The 26,716-nt window shown below is 66.4% G+C and carries 28 protein-coding genes and 2 tRNA genes; 11 read left to right on the forward strand and 19 right to left on the reverse strand.

The window, feature by feature from the left end; genetic code table 11:
* Positions 1-181 precede the first annotated feature (181 nt).
* Complete coding sequence (locus tag BLR19_RS07165; protein ID WP_091748848.1) at positions 182-1,333, forward strand: hypothetical protein; 1,152 nt, start codon at positions 182-184, stop codon at positions 1,331-1,333.
* On the opposite strand, the gene mscL is transcribed toward BLR19_RS07165, so the two are convergent.
* The 7 genes from mscL to aroA form a co-directional block, all read right to left on the reverse strand.
* Positions 1,334-1,756, reverse strand: a complete 423-nt coding sequence (gene mscL, locus BLR19_RS07170; RefSeq protein WP_091748850.1) for a large-conductance mechanosensitive channel protein MscL — start codon at positions 1,754-1,756, stop codon at positions 1,334-1,336. It abuts the gene before it with no gap.
* 23 nt (positions 1,757-1,779) lie between these two features.
* Positions 1,780-2,070 carry an integration host factor subunit beta gene (locus BLR19_RS07175; RefSeq protein WP_091748853.1) on the reverse strand — a complete coding sequence of 97 codons (291 nt, stop codon included), beginning with the start codon at positions 2,068-2,070 and terminating at the stop codon, positions 1,780-1,782.
* Positions 2,071-2,313: 243 nt separating this feature from the next.
* The gene (gene rpsA / locus BLR19_RS07180; RefSeq protein WP_066552585.1) at positions 2,314-4,017 is read right to left on the reverse strand and encodes a 30S ribosomal protein S1; all 1,704 of its coding nucleotides are present in this window, start codon (positions 4,015-4,017) and stop codon (positions 2,314-2,316) included.
* 198 nt (positions 4,018-4,215) lie between these two features.
* Entirely contained in the window at positions 4,216-4,860 is a 645-nt protein-coding gene (cmk, locus tag BLR19_RS07185) for a (d)CMP kinase (protein ID WP_091748855.1), read from the reverse strand.
* Between the two features lie 100 nt (positions 4,861-4,960).
* Positions 4,961-5,242 carry a hypothetical protein gene (locus tag BLR19_RS07190; protein WP_143007343.1) on the reverse strand — a complete coding sequence of 94 codons (282 nt, stop codon included), beginning with the start codon at positions 5,240-5,242 and terminating at the stop codon, positions 4,961-4,963.
* A complete protein-coding gene (locus BLR19_RS07195) occupies positions 5,239-5,508 on the reverse strand; it encodes a hypothetical protein (protein WP_091748861.1) in 270 nt (89 codons plus the stop codon). The genes BLR19_RS07190 and BLR19_RS07195 overlap by 4 nt, the downstream gene beginning before the upstream one ends.
* Positions 5,505-6,827, reverse strand: a complete 1,323-nt coding sequence (gene aroA / locus BLR19_RS07200) for a 3-phosphoshikimate 1-carboxyvinyltransferase (RefSeq protein WP_369818845.1) — start codon at positions 6,825-6,827, stop codon at positions 5,505-5,507. Before aroA ends, BLR19_RS07195 begins: the two co-directional genes overlap by 4 nt.
* Positions 6,828-6,949: 122 nt before the next feature.
* Between aroA and BLR19_RS07205 the strand changes: the two genes are divergently transcribed.
* Together BLR19_RS07205 and BLR19_RS07210 are read left to right on the forward strand one after the other, a co-directional pair.
* On the forward strand, positions 6,950-7,411 hold the full coding sequence (locus BLR19_RS07205) for a TIGR02300 family protein (protein WP_055752793.1): 462 nt from the start codon (positions 6,950-6,952) through the stop codon (positions 7,409-7,411).
* A gap of 290 nt (positions 7,412-7,701) precedes the next feature.
* A tRNA-Ala gene (locus tag BLR19_RS07210) sits at positions 7,702-7,777 on the forward strand.
* Positions 7,778-7,943: 166 nt separating this feature from the next.
* On the opposite strand, the gene BLR19_RS07215 is transcribed toward BLR19_RS07210, so the two are convergent.
* Together BLR19_RS07215 and rsgA are read right to left on the reverse strand one after the other, a co-directional pair.
* Complete coding sequence (locus BLR19_RS07215; RefSeq protein WP_055803275.1) at positions 7,944-8,267, reverse strand: hypothetical protein; 324 nt, start codon at positions 8,265-8,267, stop codon at positions 7,944-7,946.
* Positions 8,268-8,347: 80 nt separating this feature from the next.
* Positions 8,348-9,424: a ribosome small subunit-dependent GTPase A gene (rsgA, locus tag BLR19_RS07220; protein WP_091748864.1), complete on the reverse strand. Its 1,077-nt coding sequence runs from the start codon at positions 9,422-9,424 to the stop codon at positions 8,348-8,350.
* A gap of 177 nt (positions 9,425-9,601) precedes the next feature.
* Here rsgA and BLR19_RS07225 point away from each other — a divergent pair, with 177 nt between their 5' ends.
* A complete protein-coding gene (locus BLR19_RS07225; RefSeq protein WP_055805252.1) occupies positions 9,602-9,853 on the forward strand; it encodes a DUF2171 domain-containing protein in 252 nt (83 codons plus the stop codon).
* A gap of 18 nt (positions 9,854-9,871) precedes the next feature.
* Here BLR19_RS07225 and BLR19_RS07230 read toward each other — a convergent pair whose 3' ends face one another.
* Entirely contained in the window at positions 9,872-10,543 is a 672-nt protein-coding gene (locus tag BLR19_RS07230; protein WP_255366487.1) for a DUF1345 domain-containing protein, read from the reverse strand.
* Positions 10,544-10,672: 129 nt separating this feature from the next.
* Here BLR19_RS07230 and BLR19_RS14810 point away from each other — a divergent pair, with 129 nt between their 5' ends.
* A complete protein-coding gene (locus BLR19_RS14810; protein WP_176758284.1) occupies positions 10,673-10,816 on the forward strand; it encodes a hypothetical protein in 144 nt (47 codons plus the stop codon).
* Positions 10,817-10,978: 162 nt separating this feature from the next.
* Positions 10,979-11,668: a DNA polymerase III subunit epsilon gene (locus BLR19_RS07240; RefSeq protein WP_255366488.1), complete on the forward strand. Its 690-nt coding sequence runs from the start codon at positions 10,979-10,981 to the stop codon at positions 11,666-11,668.
* A gap of 52 nt (positions 11,669-11,720) precedes the next feature.
* Here the strand turns inward: BLR19_RS07240 and BLR19_RS07245 are convergent.
* Together BLR19_RS07245 and cpdR are read right to left on the reverse strand one after the other, a co-directional pair.
* A tRNA-Val gene (locus tag BLR19_RS07245) sits at positions 11,721-11,795 on the reverse strand.
* Positions 11,796-11,931: 136 nt separating this feature from the next.
* Positions 11,932-12,288 carry a cell cycle two-component system response regulator CpdR gene (gene cpdR / locus BLR19_RS07250; RefSeq protein WP_017506825.1) on the reverse strand — a complete coding sequence of 119 codons (357 nt, stop codon included), beginning with the start codon at positions 12,286-12,288 and terminating at the stop codon, positions 11,932-11,934.
* A 112-nt stretch (positions 12,289-12,400) separates the two neighbouring features.
* Here cpdR and BLR19_RS07255 point away from each other — a divergent pair, with 112 nt between their 5' ends.
* Positions 12,401-13,225 (forward strand): N-formylglutamate amidohydrolase, encoded by an 825-nt coding sequence (locus BLR19_RS07255; RefSeq protein WP_091748874.1) that lies wholly within the window; start codon positions 12,401-12,403, stop codon positions 13,223-13,225.
* Between the two features lie 259 nt (positions 13,226-13,484).
* Here BLR19_RS07255 and BLR19_RS07260 read toward each other — a convergent pair whose 3' ends face one another.
* The gene (locus BLR19_RS07260) at positions 13,485-14,168 is read right to left on the reverse strand and encodes a DUF599 domain-containing protein (RefSeq protein WP_055803258.1); all 684 of its coding nucleotides are present in this window, start codon (positions 14,166-14,168) and stop codon (positions 13,485-13,487) included.
* Between the two features lie 139 nt (positions 14,169-14,307).
* Between BLR19_RS07260 and ppa the strand changes: the two genes are divergently transcribed.
* The gene (ppa, locus tag BLR19_RS07265) at positions 14,308-14,868 is read left to right on the forward strand and encodes an inorganic diphosphatase (RefSeq protein WP_066552596.1); all 561 of its coding nucleotides are present in this window, start codon (positions 14,308-14,310) and stop codon (positions 14,866-14,868) included.
* A gap of 64 nt (positions 14,869-14,932) precedes the next feature.
* Here ppa and BLR19_RS07270 read toward each other — a convergent pair whose 3' ends face one another.
* Positions 14,933-15,463: a GNAT family N-acetyltransferase gene (locus tag BLR19_RS07270; RefSeq protein ID WP_091748877.1), complete on the reverse strand. Its 531-nt coding sequence runs from the start codon at positions 15,461-15,463 to the stop codon at positions 14,933-14,935.
* 135 nt (positions 15,464-15,598) lie between these two features.
* On the opposite strand from BLR19_RS07270, the gene hslU reads away from it, so the two are divergent.
* On the forward strand, positions 15,599-16,900 hold the full coding sequence (hslU, locus tag BLR19_RS07275) for an ATP-dependent protease ATPase subunit HslU (RefSeq protein ID WP_091748880.1): 1,302 nt from the start codon (positions 15,599-15,601) through the stop codon (positions 16,898-16,900).
* Here hslU and BLR19_RS07280 read toward each other — a convergent pair.
* A complete protein-coding gene (locus tag BLR19_RS07280) occupies positions 16,890-18,206 on the reverse strand; it encodes a YihY/virulence factor BrkB family protein (protein WP_255366489.1) in 1,317 nt (438 codons plus the stop codon). The two genes, hslU and BLR19_RS07280, sit on opposite strands and share 11 nt — an antisense overlap.
* Positions 18,207-18,268: 62 nt before the next feature.
* On the opposite strand from BLR19_RS07280, the gene prmC reads away from it, so the two are divergent.
* Positions 18,269-19,180 carry a peptide chain release factor N(5)-glutamine methyltransferase gene (gene prmC / locus BLR19_RS07285; RefSeq protein WP_091748883.1) on the forward strand — a complete coding sequence of 304 codons (912 nt, stop codon included), beginning with the start codon at positions 18,269-18,271 and terminating at the stop codon, positions 19,178-19,180.
* 395 nt (positions 19,181-19,575) lie between these two features.
* Here prmC and BLR19_RS07290 read toward each other — a convergent pair whose 3' ends face one another.
* From BLR19_RS07290 to clpB, 3 genes are all read right to left on the reverse strand, one after another.
* Positions 19,576-19,914, reverse strand: coding sequence for a GIY-YIG nuclease family protein (locus BLR19_RS07290; RefSeq protein ID WP_091748886.1), 339 nt, complete (start codon positions 19,912-19,914; stop codon positions 19,576-19,578).
* 248 nt (positions 19,915-20,162) lie between these two features.
* Positions 20,163-20,834 carry a hypothetical protein gene (locus BLR19_RS07295; RefSeq protein WP_091748889.1) on the reverse strand — a complete coding sequence of 224 codons (672 nt, stop codon included), beginning with the start codon at positions 20,832-20,834 and terminating at the stop codon, positions 20,163-20,165.
* Positions 20,835-20,840: 6 nt separating this feature from the next.
* Positions 20,841-23,429 carry an ATP-dependent chaperone ClpB gene (gene clpB, locus BLR19_RS07300; RefSeq protein ID WP_091748892.1) on the reverse strand — a complete coding sequence of 863 codons (2,589 nt, stop codon included), beginning with the start codon at positions 23,427-23,429 and terminating at the stop codon, positions 20,841-20,843.
* Between the two features lie 173 nt (positions 23,430-23,602).
* On the opposite strand from clpB, the gene BLR19_RS07305 reads away from it, so the two are divergent.
* Complete coding sequence (locus BLR19_RS07305) at positions 23,603-24,244, forward strand: LysE family translocator (protein ID WP_255366492.1); 642 nt, start codon at positions 23,603-23,605, stop codon at positions 24,242-24,244.
* 22 nt (positions 24,245-24,266) lie between these two features.
* Here the strand turns inward: BLR19_RS07305 and BLR19_RS07310 are convergent, their stop codons facing one another.
* Entirely contained in the window at positions 24,267-26,570 is a 2,304-nt protein-coding gene (locus BLR19_RS07310; protein WP_218119332.1) for a TonB-dependent receptor domain-containing protein, read from the reverse strand.
* Positions 26,571-26,716: the final 146 nt, after the last annotated feature.

The following is a 26,716-nucleotide window of genomic DNA, read 5'->3' on the forward strand; positions in this document are numbered from 1 at the left end:
GCGCGAAAGGCGCATACCCAGCACAGCGGGGGAATTCGAACAAGTGTTAAGGCTGTCGCGGGGGTGGGCAGGCGACGCGCGAGGAAAGCGAAAAACAACCCTGGGTGACGCCCAATGGCGCACATCCTGCTAGGTCGGTCGTCAGAAACGCTCGCGGTTTCATAATGGGAAGGCGCGCCAGATGTCTGTCAGACCGATCGCCGCTCCAGACCATGAGGCGCTGAACAGGCTGCATCGTCAGGTCGGTTGGCCCGAACGGTCGCCGGCCGGATGGCGCTGGCTCGAGGCCAATCCGGCGCGGTTGGCGCTAGGCGCGCCCGCGGGATGGGTGGTCGCCGACGAAGACGACAACGCCGTAGCCATGCTGGGCAACTTCATCCAGCGGTTTCGATACGGCGTCCGGGACCACTTCGGCGCCACCGGGTTTTCGATCATCGTGCCGCCCAGCCAGAAGGGCGCCAGCCGGCCTCTGATCCGCACCTTTTTGAAACAGCCGGGCCTGTTCGCCCGCTACACCTTCAACGCCAATGCGCGCTCGGCGCCGCTTTACGGCCTGTTCGACATGAAGCCCTGGCCGGCCCAGACTCACGGACTGAAGCTTTCGTGGATCACCGACCGTCTGGCCTGCGCTCAGGGTCGCGGTCTGCGCCTGTTGCTGGGCCGCACCTCCGCCGAGACCGCCGCGCGTCTGGGCGAGCGGCTGATGAACAGGCGCGTATTCCGCCAGACGCCGATGGTGCTGGCTGCTGGGGTGACGGTGCTGCGCGATTTGTCGGACGCCTCGCCCTATGCGGACTTCTGGCGCCGGCTGTCGCAAGAAGATCGCCTGCTGGCGGATCGCAGTCCGGACATCCTGCGCTGGCGGTTGGCGGACCCTGACCTGACCCTGCCGCCGGTCATGTTGGCCTGCGTCAGGGACAGCCGCATCGTCGGGATGGCGATGGCGCAGATGACCAAGACCAGCCTGATCGAGCCGCCCTATCTGGACATCCTTGATCTGATCGCACTGGAGACGGCGCCCGAGGCGATCCCGCTTCTGACCCAGGCTCTGATCGACAACGCGCGTGCGCTGGGGGCCGCCAAGGTGCGCCTGCAAATGGTGATGCCGCGTCTGTTGGCGCAGTTGGGCGATCTGGCGAAGACGGCGCGGCGCGAGGGCGGCTGGGGACATTGCCACGCCATCATTGACGATCCTGCGCTGGCGGCCGCCTGGGCGCCGACCCCGTTCGACGGCGACTACGGCATCTGTTCACGCACGCCGCCGACGCCCAAGACATGGGCTGCCGCCGCGATTACGCGCCCGACCTTGGGCGGGCGCGTGTCCAAGGCCTGATCAGGCGTTGGGGCGGGCCCTCAGCTCGTCGCGGATCTCGGCCAGCAGGGCTTCGGTCGCCGTCGGCGCGGCCGGCGCCGGATCGGGCTTGGCGGCTTCCTGACGACGCAGGGCGTTGATGCCCTTGACCACAAGGAAGACGACCCAGGCGACGATCAGGAACTGGATCACGGTGTTCAGGAAGGCGCCGTATTGGATCGACACCTTCTCGACGGCCTCGGTCGCCGGGTTTTCGGCGCGCAGCACCCATTCCAGCTTCGAGAAGTCGATGCCGCCGGTCAGCAGGCCGATGGGCGGCATCACCACCTGATCGACCAGGCTTTTGACAATGCCGTTGAAGGCCGCGCCGATGATCACGCCGACCGCCAGGTCCACGACATTGCCCTTGACCGCGAACTCGCGAAACTCCGACAGCAGGCTCATGAGATTTCCTTGAGAAAGTTGGCTCAGGCGTCGCCCGAGGCGTTCAGCCGCTCGCGCAGCTCCTTGCCGCTCTTGAAGAACGGGACGGCCTTGGCGGGCACTTCGACGGTTTCGCCGGTGCGCGGATTACGGCCCGCGCGCGCCGGGCGCGACCGCACCGACAGGGCGCCGAAACCGCGCAGCTCGACCCGGCCGCCTTCGGACAGGGCCGAGGTCATGGTGTCGAGGATCACATTGACCAGCCGCTCGACCTCGGCGTGAGTCAGGTGGGTGTTTTCCGCTGCAAGCTTCTCGATCAGTTCGGACTTGATCATCTGCGCCCCCGCCAGCTCGTTTAGACAGGCCGTCTCGCCCGCCGTCGATCCAGAGCCGCACCCTAACCTTCGACAGGCTTTGTAAAAAGCCCTTATCCGACAATGATGCGCGCCATTCGCAAGAAAAATGTCCGGAGGCGCACACAGCGGCGTGCCAGACAGAGAAAAGGGCGACGGGATTGCTCCCGCCGCCCTCATTCTTCGTCACTATCGCAGAGCGCGCGGCGCTCTGCGGCTTGAGCCTTACTCCTTGGTGCCGGCGTTCTTCAGCGCGGCGCCCAGGATGTCGCCCAGCGAAGCGCCCGAATCGGACGATCCGAACTGTTCGATGGCTTCCTGCTCGTCCTTCATTTCCAGCGCCTTGATCGACACCGAGACGCGACGCGAGGCCTTGTCCACGGCGGTGATCATGGCGTCGACGCGGTCGCCGACGGCGAAGCGTTCCGGACGTTGCTCGTTGCGGTCGCGCGACAGGTCCGACTTGCGAACGAAGGCCGTAACCGGCGCGTCGTCTTCACCGAACTTCACCTCGATGCCGCCCGACTCGATCGCCGTCACGGTGACGGTGATCTGCTGGCCACGACGATAGGTGTCGCCCTCGCCGATCGGATCGCCGCCCAGTTGCTTGATGCCCAGCGAGACGCGTTCCTTCTCGACGTCGACGTCCAGGACCTTGGCCTTGACCATCTCGCCCTTGCGGTAGCGCTGGATGGCTTCTTCACCCGACACCGACCAGTCGAGGTCGGACAGGTGCACCATGCCGTCGATGTCGTTGTCCAGGCCGATGAACAGGCCGAACTCGGTGGCGTTCTTGACTTCGCCCTCGACGGTCGAACCGATCGGGTTGTTGGCGACGAAGGCGTCCCACGGATTGTCCTGAGCCTGCTTCAGGCCCAGCGAGATGCGGCGCTTGGAGGCGTCGACATCCAGAACCACGACGTCGACTTCCTGCGAGGTCGAGACGATCTTGCCGGGGTGGACGTTCTTCTTGGTCCAGGACATTTCCGAGACGTGCACCAGGCCCTCGACACCGGCTTCCAGCTCCACGAAGGCGCCGTAGTCGGTGATGTTGGTGATGCGGCCCGTGTACTTGGCGCCGACCGGATACTTGGCTTCCACGCCGTCCCAAGGGTCCGACTGCAGTTGCTTCATGCCCAGCGAGATACGCTGGGTATCCGGGTTGATCTTGACGATCTGGACCTTGACGGTGTCGCCGACGGCCAGAACCTGGCTGGGGTGCGAGACGCGCTTCCACGACATGTCGGTGACGTGCAGCAGACCGTCGATGCCGCCCAGGTCGACGAACGCGCCGTAGTCGGTGATGTTCTTGACGACGCCTTCGCGGACTTCACCCTCGGCCAGCTGACCGACCAGTTCCGTGCGCTGTTCGGCGCGGGCTTCTTCCAGGATGGCGCGACGCGACACAACGATGTTGCCGCGCGGACGGTCCATCTTCAGGATGGCGAAAGGCTGTTCCTTGCCCATCAGCGGGCCGACGTCGCGGACCGGACGGATGTCGACTTGCGAACCGGGCAGGAAGGCCGAGGCGCCGCCCAGGTCGACGGTGAAGCCGCCCTTGACGCGGCCGACGATGGCGCCGTTGACCGGCTGGCCTTCGGCGAACACGACTTCCAGACGGGTCCAGGCTTCTTCGCGACGGGCCTTGTCGCGGCTGATGACGGCTTCGCCCAGGGCGTTCTCGACGCGCTCCAGGTAAACCTCGACGTTGTCGCCGACCTTGGGCAGGGCGCCGTCGTCGCCTTGGCCGAATTCGCGCATGGCGATACGGCCTTCGGTCTTCAGACCAACGTCGATGATGACGATGTCTTTTTCGATGCCGACGACGCGGCCGTGGACGACCTGGCCTTCGCCGAAGTCGCGACCCGACAGTTGTTCATCGAGCAGCGCCGAGAAATCGTCGCGCGTGGGGTTGAGAGTATCAGACATGAAGCTCTGGTGTTTCCAGTGGGGCTATGGCGCGTGACCGAAGCACGATCCCGCGCGAGGTGGACCCCTGACGCAGCGAAAGGCGGCGCGCGGGGCGATGGGAAAAGATGGAATCAGGTCGTCGGGATGCGAGGCCGTTCAGAACGATCAAAACGCCCGCGGAGGCCGAGGGTGGGAGCGTTGGATTTGCGAAATGGGTCAGAGACCGTGTTTCGCGCGCGCCGCCTCGACGATACGGCGGGCCGCATCGAAGGCGGCCTCTATACCCAGATCGGTCGTATCCAGCAAGACCGCGTCGTCGGCCTGGACCATCGGGGCCGCCCCGCGCCCGGCGTCGCGCTCGTCGCGGCGCTGGATGTCGGCCAGCATGGCGTCGAAGGCGATGTCCGATCCGCGCGCGGTCAGCTGCTTCCAGCGGCGCGTGGCCCGCACCTCTGGCGTCGCGGTCACGAACAGTTTGGCCTGAGCGTTCGGCGCAATCACCGTGCCGATGTCGCGTCCGTCGAGAACGGCGCCGCTCGCCTGGGCCGCGAACGCCTGCTGCAGTTCCAGCAGAGCCGCCCGCACGCCGGCGAAGCTGGCGACCCGGCTGGCGGCCTCGCCCGCCTCGCCCGTCGTCAGGCGCGGATCGTCCGACAGGCCCGCCGCATCCAGTCCGCGCGCTGCCTGCGTCGCTGCGGCCTCGTCATCCAGCGATCCGCCGTCCGCCAGCACCTTTGCGCCCACGGCCCGATACAACAGCCCCGTATCCAGATGCGGCAGGCCATAGGTCTGGGCCAGGCGCGCGGCGATGGTCCCCTTGCCGGATGCGGCCGGTCCGTCGACGGCGATGATCAGGGTCAAGCAGGTCTCCGCAGCGCGTGGCGCATTTCAATCTCGATCCCAAACGCACGGGAGGCGGAACCTGATAGCGAGGATCGCCCGACCAATCCAGCCGAAGCCCTCAGCGCCGGCGTCCAACCAAATCACGAATTGCAATGCCAGCCAGCAAAATCGCCAGTCCCACACCCGTCACGACCGACGCCACATAGAAGCCCAGGACGCCCCAGAACAGCAGGGGTCGGTCCGCCAACAGAACGTCCGGCCCCTTTCGGTTGTTCAGCACCCCGGCATCCAGGCTTTGGACGATTTCTCGGGCTCCGATCACGCAGAACCAGCCGATCAGGATCGCGATCGCCAGCGTCAGGATCGGCTTGATCCAGCCCGACGGCCCCGGCCGGTTCACGACCATGCCTTCCAACGCGCCAGAACCACGACCGCGAAGGCCGCCAAACCCAGCCAAACCAGACAGGCGACGCCGCTCAGCGCCACGGTCGAATAGAAGAAGGCGTCGCCCTCGGCCCTGAGATGCACGGCGCCATGCTTGCCCGAGACCCGGCCTGTCGTCACCCCTTGCCAGACGATCAAAGCCGTCCAGCCGGCTCCGCCCAGACAGGTCAGAAGACCGAGGACCGCGATGCCTCTACCGAAGACGTCGCGCGCCGACTTCACGCGATCCGCCCGCCCAGCCCGTTCATCATCTCGACGAAGCCGGGGAAGCTGGTGGCGATCATGCCGGGCTCGTCGACCGAGACCGGCAGTTCGGCGGCCAGGCCCAGAACCAGATGGCTCATGGCGATGCGGTGGTCGTGGGCGGTGTGGACCAGGCCGCCGCCACGCACGGACCCGCCCTGGCCGGCGCCGGTGACGATGAAGCCTTCCGGCTCCTCCTCGACCTGAACGCCGCAGGCGCGCAACCCCTCGACCATCAGCGAGATCCGGTCGCTTTCCTTGACCCGCATCTCGCCCACGCCGCGCATAATGGTGACGCCGTCCGCAAAGGCCGCCGTCGCCGCCAGGATCGGATATTCGTCGATCATCGAGGCGGCGCGATCCTCGGGCACGACCACGCCCTTCAGGGACGAGTGACGGGCGGTGATGTCGCCGACCTCTTCGCCCCCGGCCTCACGCTGGTTGGTGATGGTCAGGTCGGCGCCCATCTCGATCCAGGTGTCGAACAGGCCGGTGCGAAGCGGGTTCAGCATCACGCCCTCGACCGTGACCTCCGACCCCGGCACGATCAGCCCCGCCGCAAGGGGAAACGCCGCCGAGGACGGATCGCCCGGCACGGCGACGAAAGTCCCGGTCAGGGCCTGACCGCCCTTCAGCGTCACCTTCCAGCCCTCGCCCCTCTCCTCGACGCTCACCTCGGCGCCAAAGGCCCGCAGCATCCGCTCGGTGTGGTCGCGGCTCTTTTCGGGCTCGACCACCGATGTGACGCCCTCGGCATTCAGCCCCGCCAGTAGGATGGCCGACTTCACCTGGGCCGAGGCCACCGTCTGCACATAGTCGATGGCCTTCAGCGCGCCGCCGGTCAGGGCCACAGGAAGCCGATCCTCGGCCGCCTGCCAATCGAACGCCGCCCCCATGTCGGCCAGGGGTCCCGTGACCCGCTTCATCGGCCGCTTTCTCAGCGAGCCGTCGCCATCGAAGGTCGCGGTCAGCGGATAGCCGGCCGCCGCCCCCATCAGCAGGCGCACCCCGGTTCCGGCGTTGCCGCAGTCGATCACCGACGAGGGCGTCTTAAAGCCGCCCGCCCCCTCGATCCGCCATCTGCCGTCGCCGGTCCGCTCGACCTTGGCGCCGAAGGCTTCGACCGCGCGGGCGGTGGCCAGGACGTCGTCGCCTTCCAGGAGACCTTCGACCTCGGTCACGCCCGACGCCATTCCGCCCAGGATCATCGACCGGTGCGACATCGACTTGTCGCCTGGCGCGCGGACCTTTCCGGTCAGGGCGGATGCGCGGCGCGAAGTCAGTTGGGACGGCATGATCACCCGCTTCAGGCTGTATTGTGCGAAGGGCCGCGCGGGCGGCGCGAAAGACAGCTTTTGACAGCGGGTCAAAGGGGTGGCAAGGGACCGCCCCGAATTCAACCCGTTGAAAGCATCCAAACGTGGCCAATCCCGAACTGGGCGCCAAACAGGTCTGCCCCAACTGCCAGGCGAAGTTTTACGACCTGAACCGTCGCCCCGCCCACTGCCCCAAATGCGGAACCGACTTCGATCCCGAAGAGGCGATGAAGCTGCGCAGCCGCCGCGCCCGTCCCGGCTATCCGTCCGACGATGAGGACACGGAAGATCAGGTCAAGGACAAGAAGGTCGACGGCGACGAGGACGAGGAAGACGACGTCAAGACGCCGGAAATCGACGAGGAAGGCCACGAGCCGATCCTGACGCCGGACGACGAGGACGAGGACTCCCCGGCCGACGCCTCGGAAGAAGCCGGCATGGGCTCGACCGACGGCGACGACGATCTGCTGGCCGACGACGATGACGACTCCGTGCCGTTCATCGAAGACGAAGACGACGACTCGATCGACGACGAGATCGCCAAGCCATCGCGCGACGACGACTAAATTCTTGAGCCCATCGCGCATCGCGCGACTTGAAGCCCGACTTGCTGTGGGCTTCTCGCGATCTGGCTCAGATTCTTGTTGCACCCGCCGCATTTCCCGTTAGGGAGACGCGGCGGGACAGCAGGCCTTTCACACCTTTCGGTTTGAAAAATCTGCGTATTTTCACCCTTGGGAACGCGGTGAAAATAAATCTCGAAACGGGCTTGATCGCAGAAAAAGCCTGACCTAGTTTCCGCCGCCTCGCCGGGGGCCATCGCAAGATGAACCGGGCGATCCAGACCGACAGGTCCGGGGCTTTAGCTCAGTTGGTAGAGCGCTTGCATGGCATGCAAGAGGTCAGCGGTTCGACTCCGCTAAGCTCCACCATCGTCACCTCCGAGCACCGCAAGGTGTTCGGAGGGACGGCCATCCTCCCCCTCACATTTTCGATCCGCAGAAGTCGCCAGTCGGCGCGCGACTAGGCCCCGTCTCTCGTCCGATGACCGAAGCGGCAGGCGGCTCGATCCGAACCTCCCGCCGCGATAGCCGCCGATCAGTTCTCGACTTCGGTCGATCCTTGGCGGAACTCTTCGGCCGGCACGAAGGCCGAGCCTTCTTCATCCAGCACCCAGACGCCGATCAGGGCGGGGTGATCCGGGGTGACGTCTTCGTCCAGCAGGTCGCCCTCATAGACGCCGACGTTGCTGTAATCGAAATCCAGCAGCAGCTGATCGGCCATGTCGATCATCTCGTCGGCCATGCGCCGTGCATAGCCCACCGCCTCGCTGGCGTCGGAAAAGTCGTCGGTCAGCGTGTTGACCTCTGCGGCCTCGCTGCCCTGAACGGCGCTGGTGGTGACGATGGTGAATGCGGACATGGTGATCTTTCTTGAGTCTAAGGACCTCACCTAGCCCGTTTGGCCCCGCAACACGTCGAAATTCGGTTGCGCCATCGACGCTATCGATCGGCCCCGCCCCGGTCGTTGCGCTTCGTCGCGCGATAGACCTTCTGCAGGCCGCCCAGCCGCCGACGTTCCGCAGCCTTGGCGATCCGTTCCGCCTTATCCCCCGCCGCCGCCAGTTCCGACTTCAGCTTCTGGAAATGCGCCCAGCGCGATCCCTCCAGCGCGCCGTCCGCCAGGGCCGCTTGGACAGCGCATCCCGGCTCGGTAACATGGCCGCAGTTGGTGAAGCGGCACTCCTGCATCAGGTGTTCGATATCGTCGAAGACCGCTTCCACACCTTCTTCGGCGTCGATCAGGCCCACTTCGCGGATGCCGGGCGTGTCGATGATGAGACCGCCGCCGGGCAGCGGGAGCAGCTGGCGGTGGCTGGTGGTATGTCGTCCCTGGTCGTCGGATGCGCGGATTGCCTGGGTCGCCATCCGATCCTCGTTCAGGAAAGCGTTGACCAAGGTGGACTTGCCGACACCCGACGAGCCGATCAGGACACAGGTCTCGCCCGGCTTCACCTGAAGACGCAGCGCCTCCAGGCCGACGCCTTCGCGCGCCGAGACGGTCAGGACCAGGGTCTGCGTTTCCAGCGCCGCCACCTGAGCGGCCTCGGCTTGGGGGTCCGCGCTGAGATCCGACTTCGTCAGAACGAGAACAGGCCGCGCTCCGCTGTCCATCGCCGCAGCCAGGAAACGCTGTATCCGGCGCGGATTCAGATCCGCATTCAGCGAGGTGACGACGAAGGCCACGTCGATATTGGCCGCCAGGATTTGGGTTCGACGCGCGCTGTCCGCCGCCCGCCGCACGAAGGCCGTATGGCGAGGCAGGACGGCATGGATGGTGGCGGCGCCGTCCTGAGGGTTCGGCGACAGCGCCACCCAGTCGCCCACTGCAGGGGGCCCAGTCTCCTGGGCTTCGTGCCTCAGTCGGCCGGACGCCTTGGCCTGAAGCTCGCCCGCATCCGTGACGACCAGATAGCCGTTGCGATGCTGGAGGATCACGCGGCCCGGCGTGTGCCCGGCATGGGCATGCGGCGCAAACGCCATCGCCCAGACTTCGGACCATCCATACTGTTCGATCAAGTCAACGGCATCCCTGTCGCTCGCGCTCCTCAGCCGGCTTGTGCTGAACACTGTCCCAAAGCCTTGCCAGTCGGCGGGGCCGCGAACAAGCATGCTCGCCGTCCCAGCGCCTCGGGAACGAAATGTCGGTCGGCGGCGCTCCGCTATCGAGACGATGTTCAGCGAGGAAAAACAGCGATGAGCGAGATCAAGGAAGGCATGGAAGTCATCGGAGCCGACGGCGTGCACGTCGGCGTCGTGGATCGGGTCGAGAGCGACCGAATCAAGCTGACGCGGCGCGAGAACACCGGCGCCCACGCCGATCACCACCACTATATCGAGAACGGCTTCGTCGCCGGCGTCGAGGGCGACAAGGTGCGCCTGTCGGCCAACGCCGATGTCGCCGTCACCCTAGAGGAAGAAGAGTCCGGCCGCCCGGTCGATCTCTGACCGAACGGCTGCGCGTGCCTAAAGCAGCGTGGCGGCCAGGTTGACCGTCAGCGCCAGGATAACGGCGTTGAAGAACCAGGCGATCAGGCTGTGAAACGTCGCCAAGCCGCGCAGCTTGCGGCTGGAAATTTGCACATCGGCCGTCTGGTTCGCCACGCCGATGATCAGGGCGAAGTGTAGAAAGTCCCAGTAGTCCGCGTCCTCCTCACCCGGAAAGACCAGCCCGCCCTGATCGCCCTTGCCGTCGTCACGCGGGGCGTAGAAGCCGTGGGCGTAATGCAGAGCGAAGATGATGTGCACGTACAGCCACGACAGGCCGACGGTGCACACTGAAAAGACCGCCTGCCCAACGGTCGGCTTGCCGTCGCTGGCCACCATGGCGAGGACCAGGACCACGACGCTGGCCACGGCCGCAGCCATGCTGAGCGGCAGGACGAGAACGCCCGCCTGATCCAGTTCCGCCGCGCGGCGTCGCATCGCCTCTTGCGAACGCGCCCTGAAGATCCGCGCAAAGGTCGCAATGAGGAAGGTCGCCACGCCAGCATCCCAGCCGGCCGCCAGTCGCATCGGCCAGCCGAGGCCGGCCGGCGCCAGCGCCGCGACGGTCGCCAGCACCAGCAGCCCGAGCCACAGCGACAAATGCAGACGGAACAGGCGCGCGACAGATCCCATGCCCGCGAGATTGCGCATTCCTGGTCGCACGTCCAGCGACCGCCCGGCCTGCGGAGCTCCCACGACAAAATGGATTTCGTCTCATTGAGGGACATGTCTGTCGGCGACGTCATAGAAGTGTCGGTTATCGTTTCGGGGGAAACGCAAATGCTGGTGTCGATCGTGATCGGCGAGGCTCTTTATCTGGCGCATCGCTGTCGGCGGGCGCTGATCGCCTCGCCCGTGGTGCTGGTCGGCCTCTGGGCCGTAATGGCGGTCATGCCGCACGGGTCGATCCGTCTGCCGAACTGACGAGAAGCTGTCAGCGGTCTTTTCAGGCGCCGGACCGAATCCGTCGCCCCGGGCGTTGTCAGGTGTGAACCCGACGCCGAGGACGCCCTGACCGACTTTACGCCATCCCCCCAACGCGTCCGCGTCATCGACCTGGAGACGGCCGGATCCGGCCCTCAGGACGTGTGCGAGATCGGCTGGCAGGACGTGGTGCGCGACGGGGTCGGCCCATGGCGTCTGGATGCGACGCGCGGCGCCCGTTTTGTAAATCCCGGTCGGCCGATCTCGCCCGACACCATGGCGGTTCACCACATTCTGGACGAGTGGGTTCAGGACGCCGGCTATTGGAAGGCCGTCGCGCCGCCCATCCTTCGCCCGGAGACGGGCGTGATCGCCCTGGCGGCTCACCGGGCCAGCTTCGAGCAGCGGTATTGCACCCCTGCCCTGTCAGGCGGCGCAAGGTGGATCTGCACCTGGAAATGCGCCCTGCGGCTGTGGCCCGACCTGCCGCGCTTCTCCAACCAGATGCTGCGCTATCTGCGTCGGCCCGAAGGATTGGTGCATGAGTTGGGCCTGCCGGCGCATCGCGCCCTGCCCGACGCCTATGTCACCGCGCATCATCTGCGCGACATGCTGAACCAGACGACCGTCGACCAGCTTCTGGCCTGGAGTCGCGAACCGGGACTGCTGCCCCGCGTGCTCGCCGGCCCCGAGCGCGGCAAGGCGTGGAGCGCGGTGGATGCCGACCGGCTTCATATCTTGGCGTCAGGACGCGACATCGACATCGCCTTCACCGCCGCGACCGAGCTTCGCCGCCGGGGCCTGATGACGGACACGGCCGTCCGGACGTCCGATCAGGGCCGGCTGCTCTAGCGCGCAGACGCCAGCCAGGGCTGATGGCGACTGATCTGAAAAGTAGGGAAAATGGTGGACGCGACAGGGATTGAACCTGTGACCCCCTCGATGTCAACGAGGTGCTCTCCCGCTGAGCTACGCATCCGCCGTAGGGCTCCGAAAAACGTCTTCGGAGCGGGAAGAGCGGTCGTATAGCGGCGAGGCCGGTCGGCATCAAGCCGATTTAGCGGCAAGAATGCGATTTCTCGCCGAACGCCGCTCGGACCAGTCGCAGCGAAGTGTCAGGCGGCGACCATCCGCTCGACTTCATTGACCAGATCGCGCAGGTGGACGGGCTTGGACAACACTTTGGCGTCCGGCGTGGCCTGGGCGGCGGTCAGGGCCACGGCGGCGAAGCCGGTGATGAACATGATGCGCAGGCCGGGCTGGCGGGCGGCGGCGACGCGAGCGACTTCGATCCCGTCGGCGCCCGGCATGACGATGTCGGTCAGCAGCAGGTCGTAGGGACCGTGTTCCAAGGCGTCGATCGCGTCGTCGCCGTTCTCGCAGTCGATGACCTGGTGGCCTGCCCGCTCCAGCGCGCGCGTCAGAAATCCGCGCAACGAACCGTCATCTTCGGCCAGGAGAATACGCGCCATTCGAGAAACACCCTTGAAACAGATCGCAAACCTAGAGCCCGAACGGTAAACCGCCGATGAAATTCGCCGATCAGCCGACTTCCTTCCACAGCGAAACGCGCTAAGCGGGAGCATGACCGACGGCGGCGACAGCTTTTCGATCACCGCCCCGGCGGCGGACGCGCCCGCGACGGCGCTGGTCTTCGCCTCGCCCCACTCCGGCGACGTCTATCCTGACGACATGGGCGCCGCGCCGGACCTGTCGCGCGCCAGCCTGAAAAGCGCCGAAGACGCCCTGGTCGGGCGCTTGGTCGCAGAGGGACCACGCAGAGGGGCCGCGCTGATCGAAGGGCGGATCGGCCGGGCCTATGTCGATCTGAACCGTGATCCCTCTGAGCTTGACCCGGCCTTGATCGAGGATCTGGAGGGGCCGGTGGGGGCCAAGACGGCCGCCGGTTATGGCGTGATTCCCCGATTGGCCGGCGACGGCACGCCGCTCTATGCGCGCCGGCTGACGCTGGCGGAGGCCACGCACCGCATCGCCAGGGTCCACGCCCCCTATCACCAAGCCTTGGGCGAACGGATGCAGACGACGCGCGCGACGCACGGACGAGCCGTGCTGATCGACTGGCATTCGATGCCGGCGCGCGCCGTCGGGGCCGAGGTCGTGCTGGGCGATCGTTACGGCTCGGCCTGCAGTGCACGGCTCAGCCGGCGGCTGCGCGAGTTGTTCGAGGGCTTGGGCTGGCGCGTGGCGCAGAACCATCCCTACGCCGGCGGTTGGTCCACCCAGCGCTGGGGACGGCCGGACGAGGGCTATGAGGCCATCCAGATCGAGCTGAGCCGCAAACTCTATCTGGACGAGACGACGCTGGCCCCCAACGCGGCCTACGCCAAGACGCACAAGGCCCTGTCGCGCGTGATCGCCACCCTGTGCTCAGACGCGTGGTCGGCCTGACTGATCGCTGATCAGATCAAAAAAAAGCCGCACCCGAGGGTGCGGCATTAAAAGTCTATAGGGAGGAAACGCCCAGGAAGGGCAAGACGCCCGGAGGCGTCAGAGGTCAACTTAGGTTGCGATGCACAATAGGTCAAGAGCAGTGCGCGCCTGCACGGTCACGCCTTGTTACGCAAATAGGGCGGGTCGCCTGACAAGACGGCGCTCTTTCGACGAAAGTCGGACGGGTGCTCAATCTCGCAACTGCGAAAGGATCGGTTTAGTTGTCCAACAGCCGCCGCGCATTGCGAATGGCGCGAGCGGCGGGCGACGCTTCCTGACGATAGATCAACAGGCCGAACGAGGACGCCACGCCCAAGGCCAGCCACAGCGGTCCAAACAGCCAGGCCGCCGCCGCCAGGGCGAAGTAATAGCCGCGCACACCCTGACTGAAGGAACTGAGCGCCGGGTTCAAAAGCTGGCCCGCCGCCTCGCTGAAGGCCTTGCGGTCGGTCTTGGTGTGGATCTCCGGCGCCGCGCCGATCAGCGCCAGGGCGTAGTTCATCTGACGCAGCGCCCAGATGAAATCCAGAAAGCCGCGCGCCAGGCAGATCAGCACCAGCGCCAGCTTGGCCTCCAGAATCTTCATCGGCACGTTTTCGGCGCCGACGGCGGCGAACCCCTGAAGCGCGCTCTCGCCGCCGAACAGGATGCCTGCGACTGCCGCGATCAGCAGCAGGTTGGTCGAGGCGAAGAAGGAGGCGGAGTTGATCGAATGGCCCATCAGCTGGCTGTCGATCAGCTTCATCTCGCGATGGGTCATGGATTGCATCCAGGCCGCGCGGACATGCTCCATGTCCTGGTTCAGCGAGCCGCCCCGTCGGCTGATGAAAGCCAAGATGGGGCTGTATCCCAGCCAGCAGATGAAGAAGAGGGCCAGCGCCGCCCAATCGGTCCAGGTCATGATCCAGATGTCCGCGATGATGCGCCGCGACGCAAGTCCGCCGGGCCCGTGTTCGCCACATGTCGCCCTTGCCGTGACGGGCCGGGGAGCCTATCACCCTTCGCCTTTCAAAGTTTCGCAGTCGCAGCAAAGACCCGCCATGAACCTCGACGCCATTCCCGTCGGCCCGAACGCTCCCTGGGACATCAACGTCATCATCGAAATTCCACAGGGCGGCCTGCCGGTGAAATACGAGATGGACAAGGCCTCGGGCGCCCTGTTCGTCGACCGCTTCCTGCACACCGCCATGTACTATCCGGGCAACTACGGCTTCGTGCCGCACACCCTGTCGGACGACGGCGACCCCTGCGACGTGATCGTGCTGAACCCGACCCCTGTCGTTCCGGGCTGCGTCATCCGTTCGCGTCCTATCGGCGTGCTGAAGATGACAGACGAGGCCGGCGGCGACGAAAAGATCCTGGCCGTGCCGGTCGACAAGCTGAACCCCTACTACACCGAGATCGCCAGCTATCGTCAGCTGCCGGCCATCCTGATCGAGCAGATCGAGCACTTCTTCACCCGCTACAAGGACCTGGAGAAGGGCAAGTCGGTCAAGGTCGAGGGCTGGGGCGACGCCGGCGAAGCCGCCGACCTGATCGCCAAGGGCATGCAGGCCCACCAGGACAAGCTGGCCAAGAACAAGGCCGCCAACGCCGCCTGATCTGGGCGACAGGCGCTTGAAGCCTTAAGGCGTCCTCCGACCGGGGACGCCTTTTTGCTGACCGTCAGGCTCGCCATTCGTGTCGCAGAAGGGCGTACTGACACGTGTTGACGTAGATCGGCTGGCCCGCGGCGTCGTTCACGAACGAGATGAACTCGCGGAACAGCCCTTCGCGCCGCATGCCCAGCCGTTCGCAAAGCCTCTGTGACGCCAGATTGTCGTCCTCGACATAGGCGTACAGGCGACGGGCCGCCTTGTCCTTGAACAGATGGTCGACCAGGGCGCGTGCCGCTTCGGACGCATAGCCGGCGCCCCCATAGGCGCTGTTGAAGTTCCAGCCGATGGACCAGGTGTCCGGCGCCTCGAACGTTGCGAAGACATCACCGATGACATGGCCGTCGGCCTTGGACTGGACGGCGATATATTCGCCCTCGGCTCCGCGCTTGAGGACTTCCTTTTCGGCCGCCACCATGTCCTGAAGAGTCGTCGCGGCGAAACAGGCGGCGCGCGGCTGATGAAGGTAGGCGAACAGGTCTGCGGCGTCGCCGGCCTGAAAGCGTCGAAGGGTCAGACGATCCGTTTGCAGGGGTGTCATCGTTGGCCTGTGGTGCAGCGTGCGCGATCCTGACGATCGGCATGACGCCCTTTCGCCGATGACGATAGGATTTTGTGCGCGCTGCGACGCCCCGCCCCTCTCCCGCAACGGTTCGGCCTCTCCTATCTGCGTCGCATGACCGAACTGACCCCCCGCGAGATCGTCTCCGAACTGGATCGCTATATCGTCGGCCAGAACGACGCCAAGCGCGCCGTCGCCGTCGCCCTGAGGAACCGTTGGCGCAGGAAGCGCGTGCCGGCGGACCTGCGCGACGAGGTGACGCCCAAGAACATCCTGATGATCGGCCCGACCGGCGTCGGCAAGACAGAGATCGCGCGTCGGCTGGCGCGGCTGGCGGGCTCGCCCTTCCTGAAGGTCGAGGCGACCAAGTTCACCGAGGTGGGTTATGTCGGCCGCGACGTGGATCAGATCGTGCGCGACCTGGTCGAGAGCGCCCTGATCATGGTGCGCGAGCGCCGGCGCGGCGACGTGCGGGCCAAGGCCGAGGCCGCCGCCGAGGACCGGATCCTGGACGCCCTGATCGGACCGGGCGCGGGGCCGGCGACGCGCGACAGTTTCAGAAAGAAGCTGCGCGCCGGAGAGCTGGACGACAAGGAGATCGAGATCGCGCTGGCGGACACCGCCTCGCCGATCCAGGGCCTGGACATTCCGGGCGGCGGCAACGTCGGCCTGCTGAACCTGTCGGAGATGCTGGGGAAGATGGGCGGCGGGCGCACCAAGACCGTCAAGCTGGCCGTGCGCGATGCGACGACGCCCCTGATCGCCGAAGAGGGCGACAAGCTGCTGGATCAGGACAGCCTGACGCAGGAGGCGCTGAAACTGGCCGAGAACGAGGGCATCGTCTTCCTGGACGAGATCGACAAGGTCGCTGCGCGGCAAGGCGCATCCGGCGCCGACGTGTCGCGTGAGGGGGTGCAGCGCGACTTGCTGCCCCTGATCGAGGGCACCACGGTCTCGACGAAATACGGGCCGGTGAAGACCGACCATGTGCTGTTTATCGCCTCGGGCGCCTTCCACGTCGCCAAGCCCAGCGACCTGCTGCCCGAGCTTCAGGGGCGGTTGCCGATCCGGGTCGAGCTGAAGGCCCTGACGCGCGACGACTTCAAGCGCATCCTGACCGAGCCGGAAGCCAATCTGATCCGTCAGAACCAGGCCCTGCTGGCGACCGAGGACGTGACCCTGACCTTCACCGACGATGCGGTCGAGGCGATGGCCGATGCGGCGGTGGCGGCCAACAGCGCGGTCGAGAACATCGGCGCGCGCCGGCTTCAGACCGTGATGGAGCGGGTGCTGGAGGAAACCAGCTTCAAGGCCTCGGACCTGTCGGGCCAGACCGTGACCTTCGACGGCGACGCGGTGCGCGAGAAGATGGACGCCCTGACCAAGGACGTCGATCTGAGCCGCTTCATTCTGTAGCGACGCGCTCGGCGGCCTTGCGGTTCTGGCGGCCGCGCAGGCGGTCCGCCACCCGCTCGGCCTGGCGCTGGGTGAAGGCCAGGGCCGCGGGATTGCCGCGCCGGGCGCCGATGCTGTCGGCGACCTTGGCGCCCCGCTCGCCGATCGGCAGGGGCTTGCCGGTCGTGGTGTCCACGGCGGTCTGGTGCTCGATCTCGGCGTTCAACTCGGCGCCCATCAGGATCACCTGCACCGACAGCCAGGTCCACAGCAGGAAACCCATCATGGCCGCCAGCGGGCCGTAGCTGTCGGTCCGCACGAAGTTGGACAGATACCAGCTGAACAGGAAGGACACGGTCAGGCTGAGCACCGCCGCGAAGATCGCGCCCGGCGTGACCCAGCGCCAGCGCGCGCGCTGACGGCAGGGGCCATAGCGGTAGATGACGGTGAGGGCCGCGATATAGCCCGCCAGCAGCAGCGGCCAGCGCAGCGGCGCGATCAGCCCCCACTCCTCCTCCAGCCCGAACAGCCGCACCACCACCGGCACGCCGACGACCAGGACCGAGGTCAGCAGAACGGCGATGATGGCCCCGACGGTGAAGGCCATGCAGATCAAATTGTAGCGCACGATGTTGCGGCGTTCGACCTCGTGGTAGGCGACATTCAGGCCGTAGAACAGCACCTTGACCGCCCCGTTGGCGGTCCATAGCGACAGGGCCAGGGTCCAGGCCAGGGTGAAGGTCAGCTGGCTGTTGGAGTTCTCGGCCAGCCGCTGCATCTCCCCGCCCAGGAACTCGGCGATGCTGTCGGGCAGCAGGGCGTAGAGGAACTGCAGCCGGCCCCAGGCGTCGGCCGGATCGGCGAACAGGCCGTAGAGGGTCACGAACGTCCCCAAGAGCGGGAACAACGACAGCAGGGTGAAGAAGGTCACGCCGCCGGCGACGAAGCCGACCCGGTCGCCGAAATAGGAACCGCCGGTGCGCCAGACGATGTCGGACCAGCCCCTGTGAGGAATGTGCTCGGGCCGTTTGGCCATGCGGCCGCGACCGGGCTCCTGGGCCTCATAGTCCTCGGGCGTGGGGACCTTGGGCGGCAGGGGTTCGGGGCGGGGGGCGCGCAGCTCCACCCCGACCTTGTGCCCCTGGCTGTAGAGCAGGTGGGCGGCGCCGGCGCCGGCGGCCAGACCCCCGGCGGCGGCGGCCAGGAACTTCCACACCCGGCCGCGCTCGGCCTGCGCTGGCGACCGGGCGGCCGCCCGGGCGAACAGGTTGCGAAGCGGGGCGAGGCGGGAGGGGCGGCGCGCAGTCATCCCGACGCGAACGGTCAAGCTGGCCTCGCGTTCCTCCCGTCGCGCTTGAAATCGGCGCCGGGCCGGGCCAATCAACGCCCATGACCGACCCCATCACGCCCAAGTCCGACACCGACGCCCCGACCCTGCTGACCGCCTGGAAGGCGGCGCAGGCCCGGCTGAAGACCGGCCGCATCGACAGCCCCGCCATCGACGCCCGCCTGCTGCTGGAGGCCGCCGCCGGCGCCAGCCGCATGGACATCCTGACCGACCCCTATCGGCCCATCACCGCCGACCAGCTGAGCGCCTATGAGGCCATGGTCGAGCGCCGGCTGAAGCGCGAGCCCGTCTCGCGCATCGTCGGCAAGAAGGGCTTCTGGAAGATCATGCTGAACGTCACCCCCGACGTCCTCAGCCCCCGCCCCGACACCGAGACCCTGATGGACGTTTCCATGCTGGCCTTCGGCAAGACCGAAGCCTTCGACGCCATCGACCTCGGCACCGGCTCGGGCGCGATCCTGCTGGCGCTTCTGGCCGAGCGGCCGGCCGCGCGCGGGGTCGGCACCGACATCTCGTCCGAAGCCCTGGCGGTGGCCAAGGAGAACGCCGCCAACCTGGACCTGAACGACCGCGCGACCTTCCTGCGCACCGAGTGGGCCGCGGGTTTCGGCGACGCCAGCTTCGACCTGGTGCTGTCCAACCCGCCCTATATCCCGACCGACCATATCGCGACCCTGGACCCGGAGGTCCGCGACCACGACCCGCACCTGGCCCTGGACGGCGGGCCGGATGGCTTGCAGGCCTACCGCGACCTGGCGCCCGAGGTGAAACGCATCCTGAAGCCGCTGGGCGTCTTCGCCGTCGAGATCGGCTTTGATCAGGGCCCGCAGGTCAAGGCGCTGTTCGAGGCCGCCGGCTTCACCGACGTCAAGATCATCAAGGACCTGGGCGAGCGCGACCGCGTCGTCACCAACGGCCCGGACCCGCGCACCAATCCGATCCCGAAGGACTGACTGACTTCAGACGGTCGGCGGACAAAAACACCGTCTAATTCGTCTAATTCGTCTGAATTGCCCCTCCCCGACCGTGCGATGCGTCCCCTGCGGACGAACCGAGACAGGATCGCACGGTTTGGGGCCGTGGGCAGGAGGATGACGCTGGCGGGCGGCAGGGTGTTAAAATCGTTGGGCTGACCTTATCGAAATAGGACGGCTAACCCACCCTTTCGTCATCCTCCGGCAAGCCGCACTTCGCGGCGCAGACCGGGGGACCCAGCGGCGCCGTCAGGCGAAATCTCAACGCCGCACTATCTCAAACACCGTGTCCGCGACAGGTTCGCGCTCACGCGCGCCGCTGGGTCCCCCGGTCTCCCCTCGCTTGCGCAAGGGTCGCCGGAGGATGACGAAAGCTAATCTTCAACCGGCGGCCGCCAGTTCGGATCGTTCACCGGATACCAGTCCTCGGCCAGATCCCGCCAGTCCGGGTTCTCCGCCTCGATCAGCTTCAACTTCCAGTCCCGCAGCCACTTCTTGATCCGCTTCTCGCGCGCGATGGCCTCGACCACCCAGGCGTGCCGCTCGAACCAGACCAGCCGCGTGCATCCATGCGCCGCTGAGAAGCCGTCGAACACGCCGCTGCGATGCTTCCAGACCCGCGCCTTCAGGTTCGCCGTCATGCCGGTATAGAGCGTGCCGTTGCGCCCGCTGGCCATGATGTAGGTCGCGATGAACGTCCGATGCGTCGGCATGGACACAACCTAGGCCATACATCTTCTTTCGTCATCCAGCACGCCGTTCCCTGCTTTCGTCATCCTCCGGGCCGCGCAGCGGAACCGGGGGACCCAGCGGCGCGCGAGAGCGTGATCCTGTCGCGGACGCGATGTTTGACATCGTGTGGCGTTGAAATTTCGCCTGACGGCGCCGCTGGGTCCCCCGGTCTGCGCCGCGAAGACGCGGCTTGCCGCAGGATGACGAAAGCACGCGTCGGGACACCGCTTCAATCGATGTATCCGAGATGGTCCGAAAAATCAGAGATGGGCTGTCCATCAAGGACAAACTGTTTCAGACCAGCCTGATCGGCAGGTATCCGAAAGCTGCTTCGTGGGTATGGCTCCCAACCCAGTCCCTGCTTTTGCTCAGCCGTGAGTTGCTCGTCGATGATTGGATAGAGATACCACCAAAGGAAGTCATTGAGAAACAGAGCATCATAAATCGTAAATTCGCTCTCTAGATTCCATTTTGAAACCGACTCTGCTGAATCTAAGATCGAAATAGCATCCAGCCAACGATCCAACCTAAGAACTTCTTGGTAGATATATTTCTCTTCGCCGTAAGAATTCTTCGTTACCTCATCGAAATGTCCCGACGTCAATATTCTGAGCGACTCGACAGAATAAGGTGAAAGTCCCAAGCGGACCGTCTCGTTGCCTTTCATGGCCACGAGTTGGGTCAGTAAATCTGAGTTGCTTCGCAGTTCCTGCGCTGCTCGAAAAATGAGGATTTGTCTTTCCTCAGACTTTTCAAGAGCTCTTTCGTGGCTGGGACCTGTGACTGCCACCCACAAGGCTAGCGCCGCCAGCATGGCACCGACTACAGTCGCCAAGCTGGCCACGACGCTCCAGCGTGTCGGCAAAGCCCACTGTCGAAACTGGCGAATTTTTGGGATCATTAGTCTTCAATGCACCCGCACCTTCCCGATCTCCAAACCGCCCTCGCCGGCGGTGACCGCGATCACCCCGCCGTCCTCGATCTCGCCGGCCAGGAGTTTGCGGGCGATCGGATCGACCAGGTCTTTCTGGATGACGCGTTTCAGGGGTCGTGCGCCATAGGCGGGGTCGTAGCCGCGGTCGGCGAGCCAGGCCAGGGCGCTGTCGTCCAGGTCCAGGGTCAGGCGGCGGTCGGCGAGCAACTTCTCGAAGCGTGACAGCTGGATGCGGACGATGCCGCCCATCTGGTCGCGGCCCAGGCGGTGGAACAGGATGATCTCGTCGATCCGGTTCAGGAACTCGGGCCGGAAGTGGGCGCGCACGGCGTCCATGACGAAGGGGCGCACGGACTCGACGTCATCACCCTCGCCCTGATCGGCCAGATACTGGCTGCCCAGGTTGGAGGTCATGATGATCAGGGTGTTCCTGAAATCGATGGTGCGGCCCTGGCCGTCGGTCAGGCGGCCGTCGTCGAGCACTTGCAGCAGCACGTTGAAGACGTCGGGGTGGGCCTTTTCGACCTCGTCGAACAGGACGACCTGATAGGGGCGACGGCGCACGGCCTCGGTCAGGGCGCCGCCTTCGTCATAGCCGACATAGCCGGGAGGGGCACCGATCAGGCGGCTGACGCTGTGTTTCTCCATATATTCTGACATATCCAGGCGGGTGATGGCCGCCTCGTCATCGAACAGGAAGTCGGCCAGCGCCTTGGTCAGTTCGGTCTTGCCCACGCCGGTCGGGCCCAGGAACAGGAAGCTGCCCAGCGGACGGTTGGGGTCGTTGAGGCCGGCGCGGGCGCGGCGCACGGCGTCGGAGACGGCGGCCAGGGCCTCATCCTGACCCACCACACGACCGCCGAGCGCGGTCTCCATCTGGAGCAGTTTCTCGCGTTCGCCCTCCAGCATCTTGTCGACGGGCACGCCGGTCCAGCGGCTGACGACGGCGGCGATCTGTTCGGCGTCGACGACCTCGGGGGTCAGGGGGCCCTTGCCGGAGGTCTCATTGGCCTCGGCTTCCTCGAGCTGCTTTTCGATCTGGGGGATCTGGCCGTAGGCGATCTCTGACGCCCGGCCCAGGTCGCCGGCGCGCTGGGCGTTGGCGAGTTCCAGGCGCAGGCGGTCCAGGGTTTCACGCAGTTGGGCGCCCTGGCCGACCTTGTCCTTTTCGGCCTTCCACTGGGTGGTCAGGTCGTCGGACTGGCCTTCCAGATCGGCGATCTCGTCCTCCAGCTTTTCCAGACGATGCTGGGAGGCCTGGTCGGTTTCCTTCTTCAGGGCCTCGCGTTCGATCTTCAGCTGGACCAGGCGGCGGTCGATTTCGTCCAAGGCCTCGGGCTTGGAATCCACGGCCATGCGCACGCGGCTGGCGGCCTCGTCGATCAGGTCGATGGCCTTGTCCGGCAGGAAGCGGTCGGTGATGTAGCGGTTCGACAGGGTGGCGGCGGCGACGATGGCGCTGTCGGAAATGCGCACGCCGTGGTGGACCTCGTACTTCTCCTTCAGGCCGCGCAGGATGGAGACGGTGTCCTCCACCGTCGGTTCGGCGACGAAGACCGGCTGGAAGCGGCGGGCCAGCGCGGCGTCCTTTTCGACGTGTTTGCGGTATTCATCCAGGGTCGTGGCGCCGACGCAGTGCAGCTCGCCGCGCGCCAGCGCAGGCTTCAGCAGGTTGGAGGCGTCCATGGCGCCGTCGCCCTTTCCTGCGCCGACCAGGGTGTGCATCTCGTCGATGAACAGGATGATGCCGCCCTCGGCCGCCGAGACCTCGGACAGGACGGATTTCAGCCGTTCCTCGAACTCGCCGCGGTATTTGGCGCCGGCGATCAGGCTGCCCATGTCCAGCGCCATGACGGTCTTGTCGCGCAGGGATTCAGGCACGTCGCCGTTGACGATGCGCAGGGCCAGGCCCTCGACGATGGCGGTCTTGCCGACGCCGGGTTCGCCGATCAGGACGGGGTTGTTCTTGGTGCGGCGGGCCAGGACCTGGATGGTGCGGCGGATCTCTTCGTCGCGGCCGATGACCGGGTCGATCTTGCCGTCGCGGGCGGCCAGGGTCAGATCGCGGGCGTAGCGTTTCAGGGCGTCATAGCCGTCCTCGGCGCCGGCGGAATCGGCGGTCTTGCCCTTGCGCACCTCGGCGATGGCGGCCTCCAGCTTGTCGGCCGTGACGCCCGAAGCCTTCAGCACCTCGGCGGCGACCCCGCCCTCCTTGGCGAGCGCCGCCAGCAGGCGTTCGGTGGTGATGAAGGCATCGCCTGCGGTCTTGGAGGCCTCTTCGGCGGCGGCGAAGACGCGTGCGGTGTCGCCGTCCAGATAGAGCTGGCCCGAGCCGCCGGTGACCTGAGCGCGCTTCTTCAGCGCGGTTTCGACATCGGCCTCGGCGCGGCGGGCGTCGCCGCCGGCGGCTGTGATCAGATTGCGGGCCAGGCCGTCGCGTTCCTCCAGCAGCACCTTGAGCAGATGCTCGGGCGCGAACTGCTGGTGTCGGCGGGCCAGGGCCAGCGACTGGGCCGACTGGACGGCCTGTTTGGCGCGGTCGGAATAGAGTTCGAGATTCATGGTTTCAGTCCCCTCGGGAGGCGGATGGATTTCAGCGCGCCCTCTGCGGAGCAGCGCGCCGTTGAGATCGAGGTGGGTGTGACGATCGGGTCACACAAGGGGTCGGCAGGGCGGCTTTCGGGGCTGTCCGTTTCGCCGCCGCGCGCCTAGGCTCTGGCGAACAGGAGCGCCTCGTGATCGCCCATTCCGCCTGGCCCGTCGATCCGGCCGTCGTCGGCCCCTTTCTGATCGCCGTGGCGCTGATCGAGCTGACGCCGGGGCCGAACATGGGCTGGCTGGCGCTGGTCGCCCTGGCGCGGGGACGGCTGGCCGGTTTCGCGGCTGTGGCGGGGGTGACCCTGGGGCTGGCGGTGTGGATGCTGGCGGCCGCCTATGGGCTGACGGAGGTCTTTTCCGTCTGGCCGCCGCTGTATCTAGGCCTGCGCTGGGCGGGCGTGGTGTTTCTGCTGTGGCTGGCGTGGGAGGCCTGGCGCGCGCCGACGATTGAGGCGGCGCCGACGCCGGACGCGCGCTCGCTGCGCGGCCTGTTCGTGCGCGGTCTGATGGGCAATCTGCTGAACCCCAAGGCCGCCGTCTTCTATGTCGCCCTGCTGCCGACCTTCATGCGGCCGGACCACGGCGCGCCGCTGAGCCAGGCCCTGACGCTGGGGAGCCTGCATCTGGCGGTCGCCGTCCTGGTGCACAGCCTGATCGTGATCGCTGGCGCGGGCGCGGCGCGGCTGGCACCCCGGATGCAGGGTCGCGCCCTGCGCGCGGTGATGGCCGGCGGCCTGGTCGTGGTCGCCGCCTGGCTGGCCTGGGAGACGCGGACCTGAGCCCGCGTCCCCCGTCAGGTCGTCAGCCCCCGGTCGGGCCGGTCGAGAAGTCGAACTGTTCCGGCTGGCGGCGCGGACCGCCGAAGTTCCAGGTCAGGCCGATGTAGAAGGCCCGCAGCTTGATGTCCTGCTCCGAGCGTTCGCGGAACTGCGGCGTCTCGTAGATGGTCGTGGTGTTGAACGTGTTGAAAATATCCCGCGCGGTGAAGTTGAACGACAGCTGCTCGTTCAGCTTCCTGCGATAGCCCAGATTGACCATGCCGCCGGCCTCGCGCCTTCCCTGGGCCAACAGGCTGTCGCCCTGCCAGAAGCTGGAGACCTGGACGAAGTCCTTGGCGGTCGGCTGCCAGTTCAGGCTGAGACGCCCGCTGGCCAGCGCAGCCTCGCGGTCGCCGCCGCCGACGACAGCGCCCGAGTCGATCTCCTGACGGAAGACGTTGACGCTGGCGCTGTAGCGCAGGGTCGGATGCAGACGCCCGTTCGCCGTCGCCTCCACGCCCAGATCGCGACGCGAGCCCAGGTTTTCCGGACGGGTCAGGAAGACGCCGCCGCCGATGTCGGACGCCACGTCTGTGAACGCCTTGTCGGTGTTCCGCAGATAGGCAGTGGCCTGATAGAAGCTCTGGCCCTTTCGCATCTGCCACATGGCCTCGAAGCTGTCGGTCTCCTGCGGCTCCAGATCCGGATTGCCCGAACGGACGTTCAGCGGGTCCTGATAGACGACGAACGGATTCAGCTGGCTGGGCTGGGGCCGCTGGATGCGACGCGAATAGCTGGCGCGCAGGGTCTGTTCGGGCGTCAGCTGATACTGGACGTGGGCGGTTGGATAGGCGCGGAAATAGTCCTGAGACGCCGAGGCGCCGCCGGTCAGATCCTTGATCTCGATGTCCGCCTGCTCAAGCCGCAGACCCAGTTGGGCCGACAGCTTCTCGCCCAGCGGCCGCTCATAGGTGGTGTAGAGGGCATGCACCGTCTGGGTGGCTTCGAAGCGGTTGTTCAGGGCCGGGACCGGCGCCAGAGCCGCCTGCGAGGGACCGCGCAGGAACTCGGCGTCCTGCTCGGGACGCTGGGCGTTCAGCTCATAGCCCAGACGCAGCTTGCCGCCGTCGGACATCGGGCGGGTGTAGGCGCTGGTGAAGCCCCAGGTCACCTGATCGACCGCGGTCCTGGTCCGCTCATACAAAGCCGCGGCCGCCGGGGTCAGAAAGGTGGTCAGGGTCTGGCTGGTGGTGTCGTTGGCGTTGGAATCGTAGCGCAGTTCGTTGGACCACTCATGGCCGTCGCCGTCGAAGCGGCGCAGCACGCGCGCCGTGGCGCCCCAGTTGTTGAAGGTGAAGTCGGAATCGCCGACCCGGCGATAGGCGCTGGTCACCGCGCCGGCGGCGTTGCGGGTTTCATACAGGCCGTCGCCCGACCCCGTGCCGTCGAAGGCCACGCCACGCAGTTCGCCGGTCAGCTGGGTCTTGTCGTCCAGCTTGTATTCGGCCGTGAAGCGGGCGAAGGCGCCATTCTGCTCGGACTCGACCGGCTGTTCGACGGTCGTGGTCGACACCACCGCGCCGGTGACCGGGTCCAGCTGTTCACGGACGCGGTTGAAGGTCAGCTCGGTCGGATCGGAGCGATAGCTGGCGTCGCCGGACAGGGTCAGGCGATCCTTTTGGTACGAGCCGCTGAGGCCCGCGTTCCAGCGGCCGTTGTCGCCGACGTTGACGCGCAACGAGCCGGTCGTCTGGGTCCCCGGCTTGGGCGCCGTGGGCTTGGTGATCAGGTTGATGACCCCGCCCGAACCCTCGGGGCTGTAGGCGGCGGACGGATTGGTCATGACCTCGATGCGGGCGTACTGGCTGGCCGGCAGCTGGATCAGGGCCTGGCCGCGACCGGGGCCGGTCAGGATGCCGGACGGGCGGCCGTCGACCAGGATGGTGACATTGGCGTCGCCGCGAAGCGACACATTGCCCTCAGGGTCCACGTCCACCGACGGCACGTTGCGGAGCGCGTCGGCCAGGCTGCCCGTCGTCGCCTGAAGATCGTTGGCCAGGCTGTAGCTGACCGAGTCGATCGAGGTGCGCACGTCATTGGCGCGGGCGTTGACGACCACGTCGCCGACGCTGGCGGGCTGCTGTTGCTGGGCCGGTTCGGTCGTCTGAGTGCGCGGCGCGGGCGTCTGCGCCGTCGTCGCCGGGGTCTGAGCGGCCGGCTGGCTCGTCGTCGCCGGCGGCGGGGTCTGCGAGACGGTCTGGGACGAATTCTGGGATTGAGCCAGAGCGGCGCCGGGCAGGGCGACGGCGGCCGCACCCAGCATGAGAACGAGTTTGGAAGAGGTCATGCCCCGGCGATCCTGAAAGAGTGCGCGGGCGTCTGTTTGCGCCCGTCGATAAGCCTGACTATCGACGTTACTTTGAATCGCAAAGTTACATCTTCTTCATCGAGACGGCGCGGTTGTGGCCAAGCTGGGAACTGTCAGCTTCGCCA

The organism is Brevundimonas sp. 374 (assembly GCF_900102995.1).
GTDB classification, from domain to species: Bacteria; Pseudomonadota; Alphaproteobacteria; order Caulobacterales; family Caulobacteraceae; genus Brevundimonas; species Brevundimonas vesicularis_C.

Coding starts and splice junctions, on each gene's coding strand:
- BLR19_RS07165 (WP_091748848.1), top strand. CDS start 182: ATGTCTGTCAGACCGATCGCCGCTCCAGACCATGAGGCGCTGAACAGG.
- mscL (WP_091748850.1), bottom strand. CDS start 1,756: ATGAGCCTGCTGTCGGAGTTTCGCGAGTTCGCGGTCAAGGGCAATGTC.
- BLR19_RS07175 (WP_091748853.1), bottom strand. CDS start 2,070: ATGATCAAGTCCGAACTGATCGAGAAGCTTGCAGCGGAAAACACCCAC.
- rpsA (WP_066552585.1), bottom strand. CDS start 4,017: ATGTCTGATACTCTCAACCCCACGCGCGACGATTTCTCGGCGCTGCTC.
- BLR19_RS07215 (WP_055803275.1), bottom strand. CDS start 8,267: ATGTCCGCATTCACCATCGTCACCACCAGCGCCGTTCAGGGCAGCGAG.
- BLR19_RS07225 (WP_055805252.1), top strand. CDS start 9,602: ATGAGCGAGATCAAGGAAGGCATGGAAGTCATCGGAGCCGACGGCGTG.
- BLR19_RS07230 (WP_255366487.1), bottom strand. CDS start 10,543: ATGCGCAATCTCGCGGGCATGGGATCTGTCGCGCGCCTGTTCCGTCTG.
- BLR19_RS14810 (WP_176758284.1), top strand. CDS start 10,673: ATGCTGGTGTCGATCGTGATCGGCGAGGCTCTTTATCTGGCGCATCGC.
- cpdR (WP_017506825.1), bottom strand. CDS start 12,288: ATGGCGCGTATTCTCCTGGCCGAAGATGACGGTTCGTTGCGCGGATTT.
- BLR19_RS07255 (WP_091748874.1), top strand. CDS start 12,401: ATGACCGACGGCGGCGACAGCTTTTCGATCACCGCCCCGGCGGCGGAC.
- BLR19_RS07260 (WP_055803258.1), bottom strand. CDS start 14,168: ATGACCTGGACCGATTGGGCGGCGCTGGCCCTCTTCTTCATCTGCTGG.
- ppa (WP_066552596.1), top strand. CDS start 14,308: ATGAACCTCGACGCCATTCCCGTCGGCCCGAACGCTCCCTGGGACATC.
- BLR19_RS07270 (WP_091748877.1), bottom strand. CDS start 15,463: ATGACACCCCTGCAAACGGATCGTCTGACCCTTCGACGCTTTCAGGCC.
- hslU (WP_091748880.1), top strand. CDS start 15,599: ATGACCGAACTGACCCCCCGCGAGATCGTCTCCGAACTGGATCGCTAT.
- prmC (WP_091748883.1), top strand. CDS start 18,269: ATGACCGACCCCATCACGCCCAAGTCCGACACCGACGCCCCGACCCTG.
- BLR19_RS07290 (WP_091748886.1), bottom strand. CDS start 19,914: ATGCCGACGCATCGGACGTTCATCGCGACCTACATCATGGCCAGCGGG.
- BLR19_RS07295 (WP_091748889.1), bottom strand. CDS start 20,834: ATGATCCCAAAAATTCGCCAGTTTCGACAGTGGGCTTTGCCGACACGC.
- clpB (WP_091748892.1), bottom strand. CDS start 23,429: ATGAATCTCGAACTCTATTCCGACCGCGCCAAACAGGCCGTCCAGTCG.
- BLR19_RS07310 (WP_218119332.1), bottom strand. CDS start 26,570: ATGACCTCTTCCAAACTCGTTCTCATGCTGGGTGCGGCCGCCGTCGCC.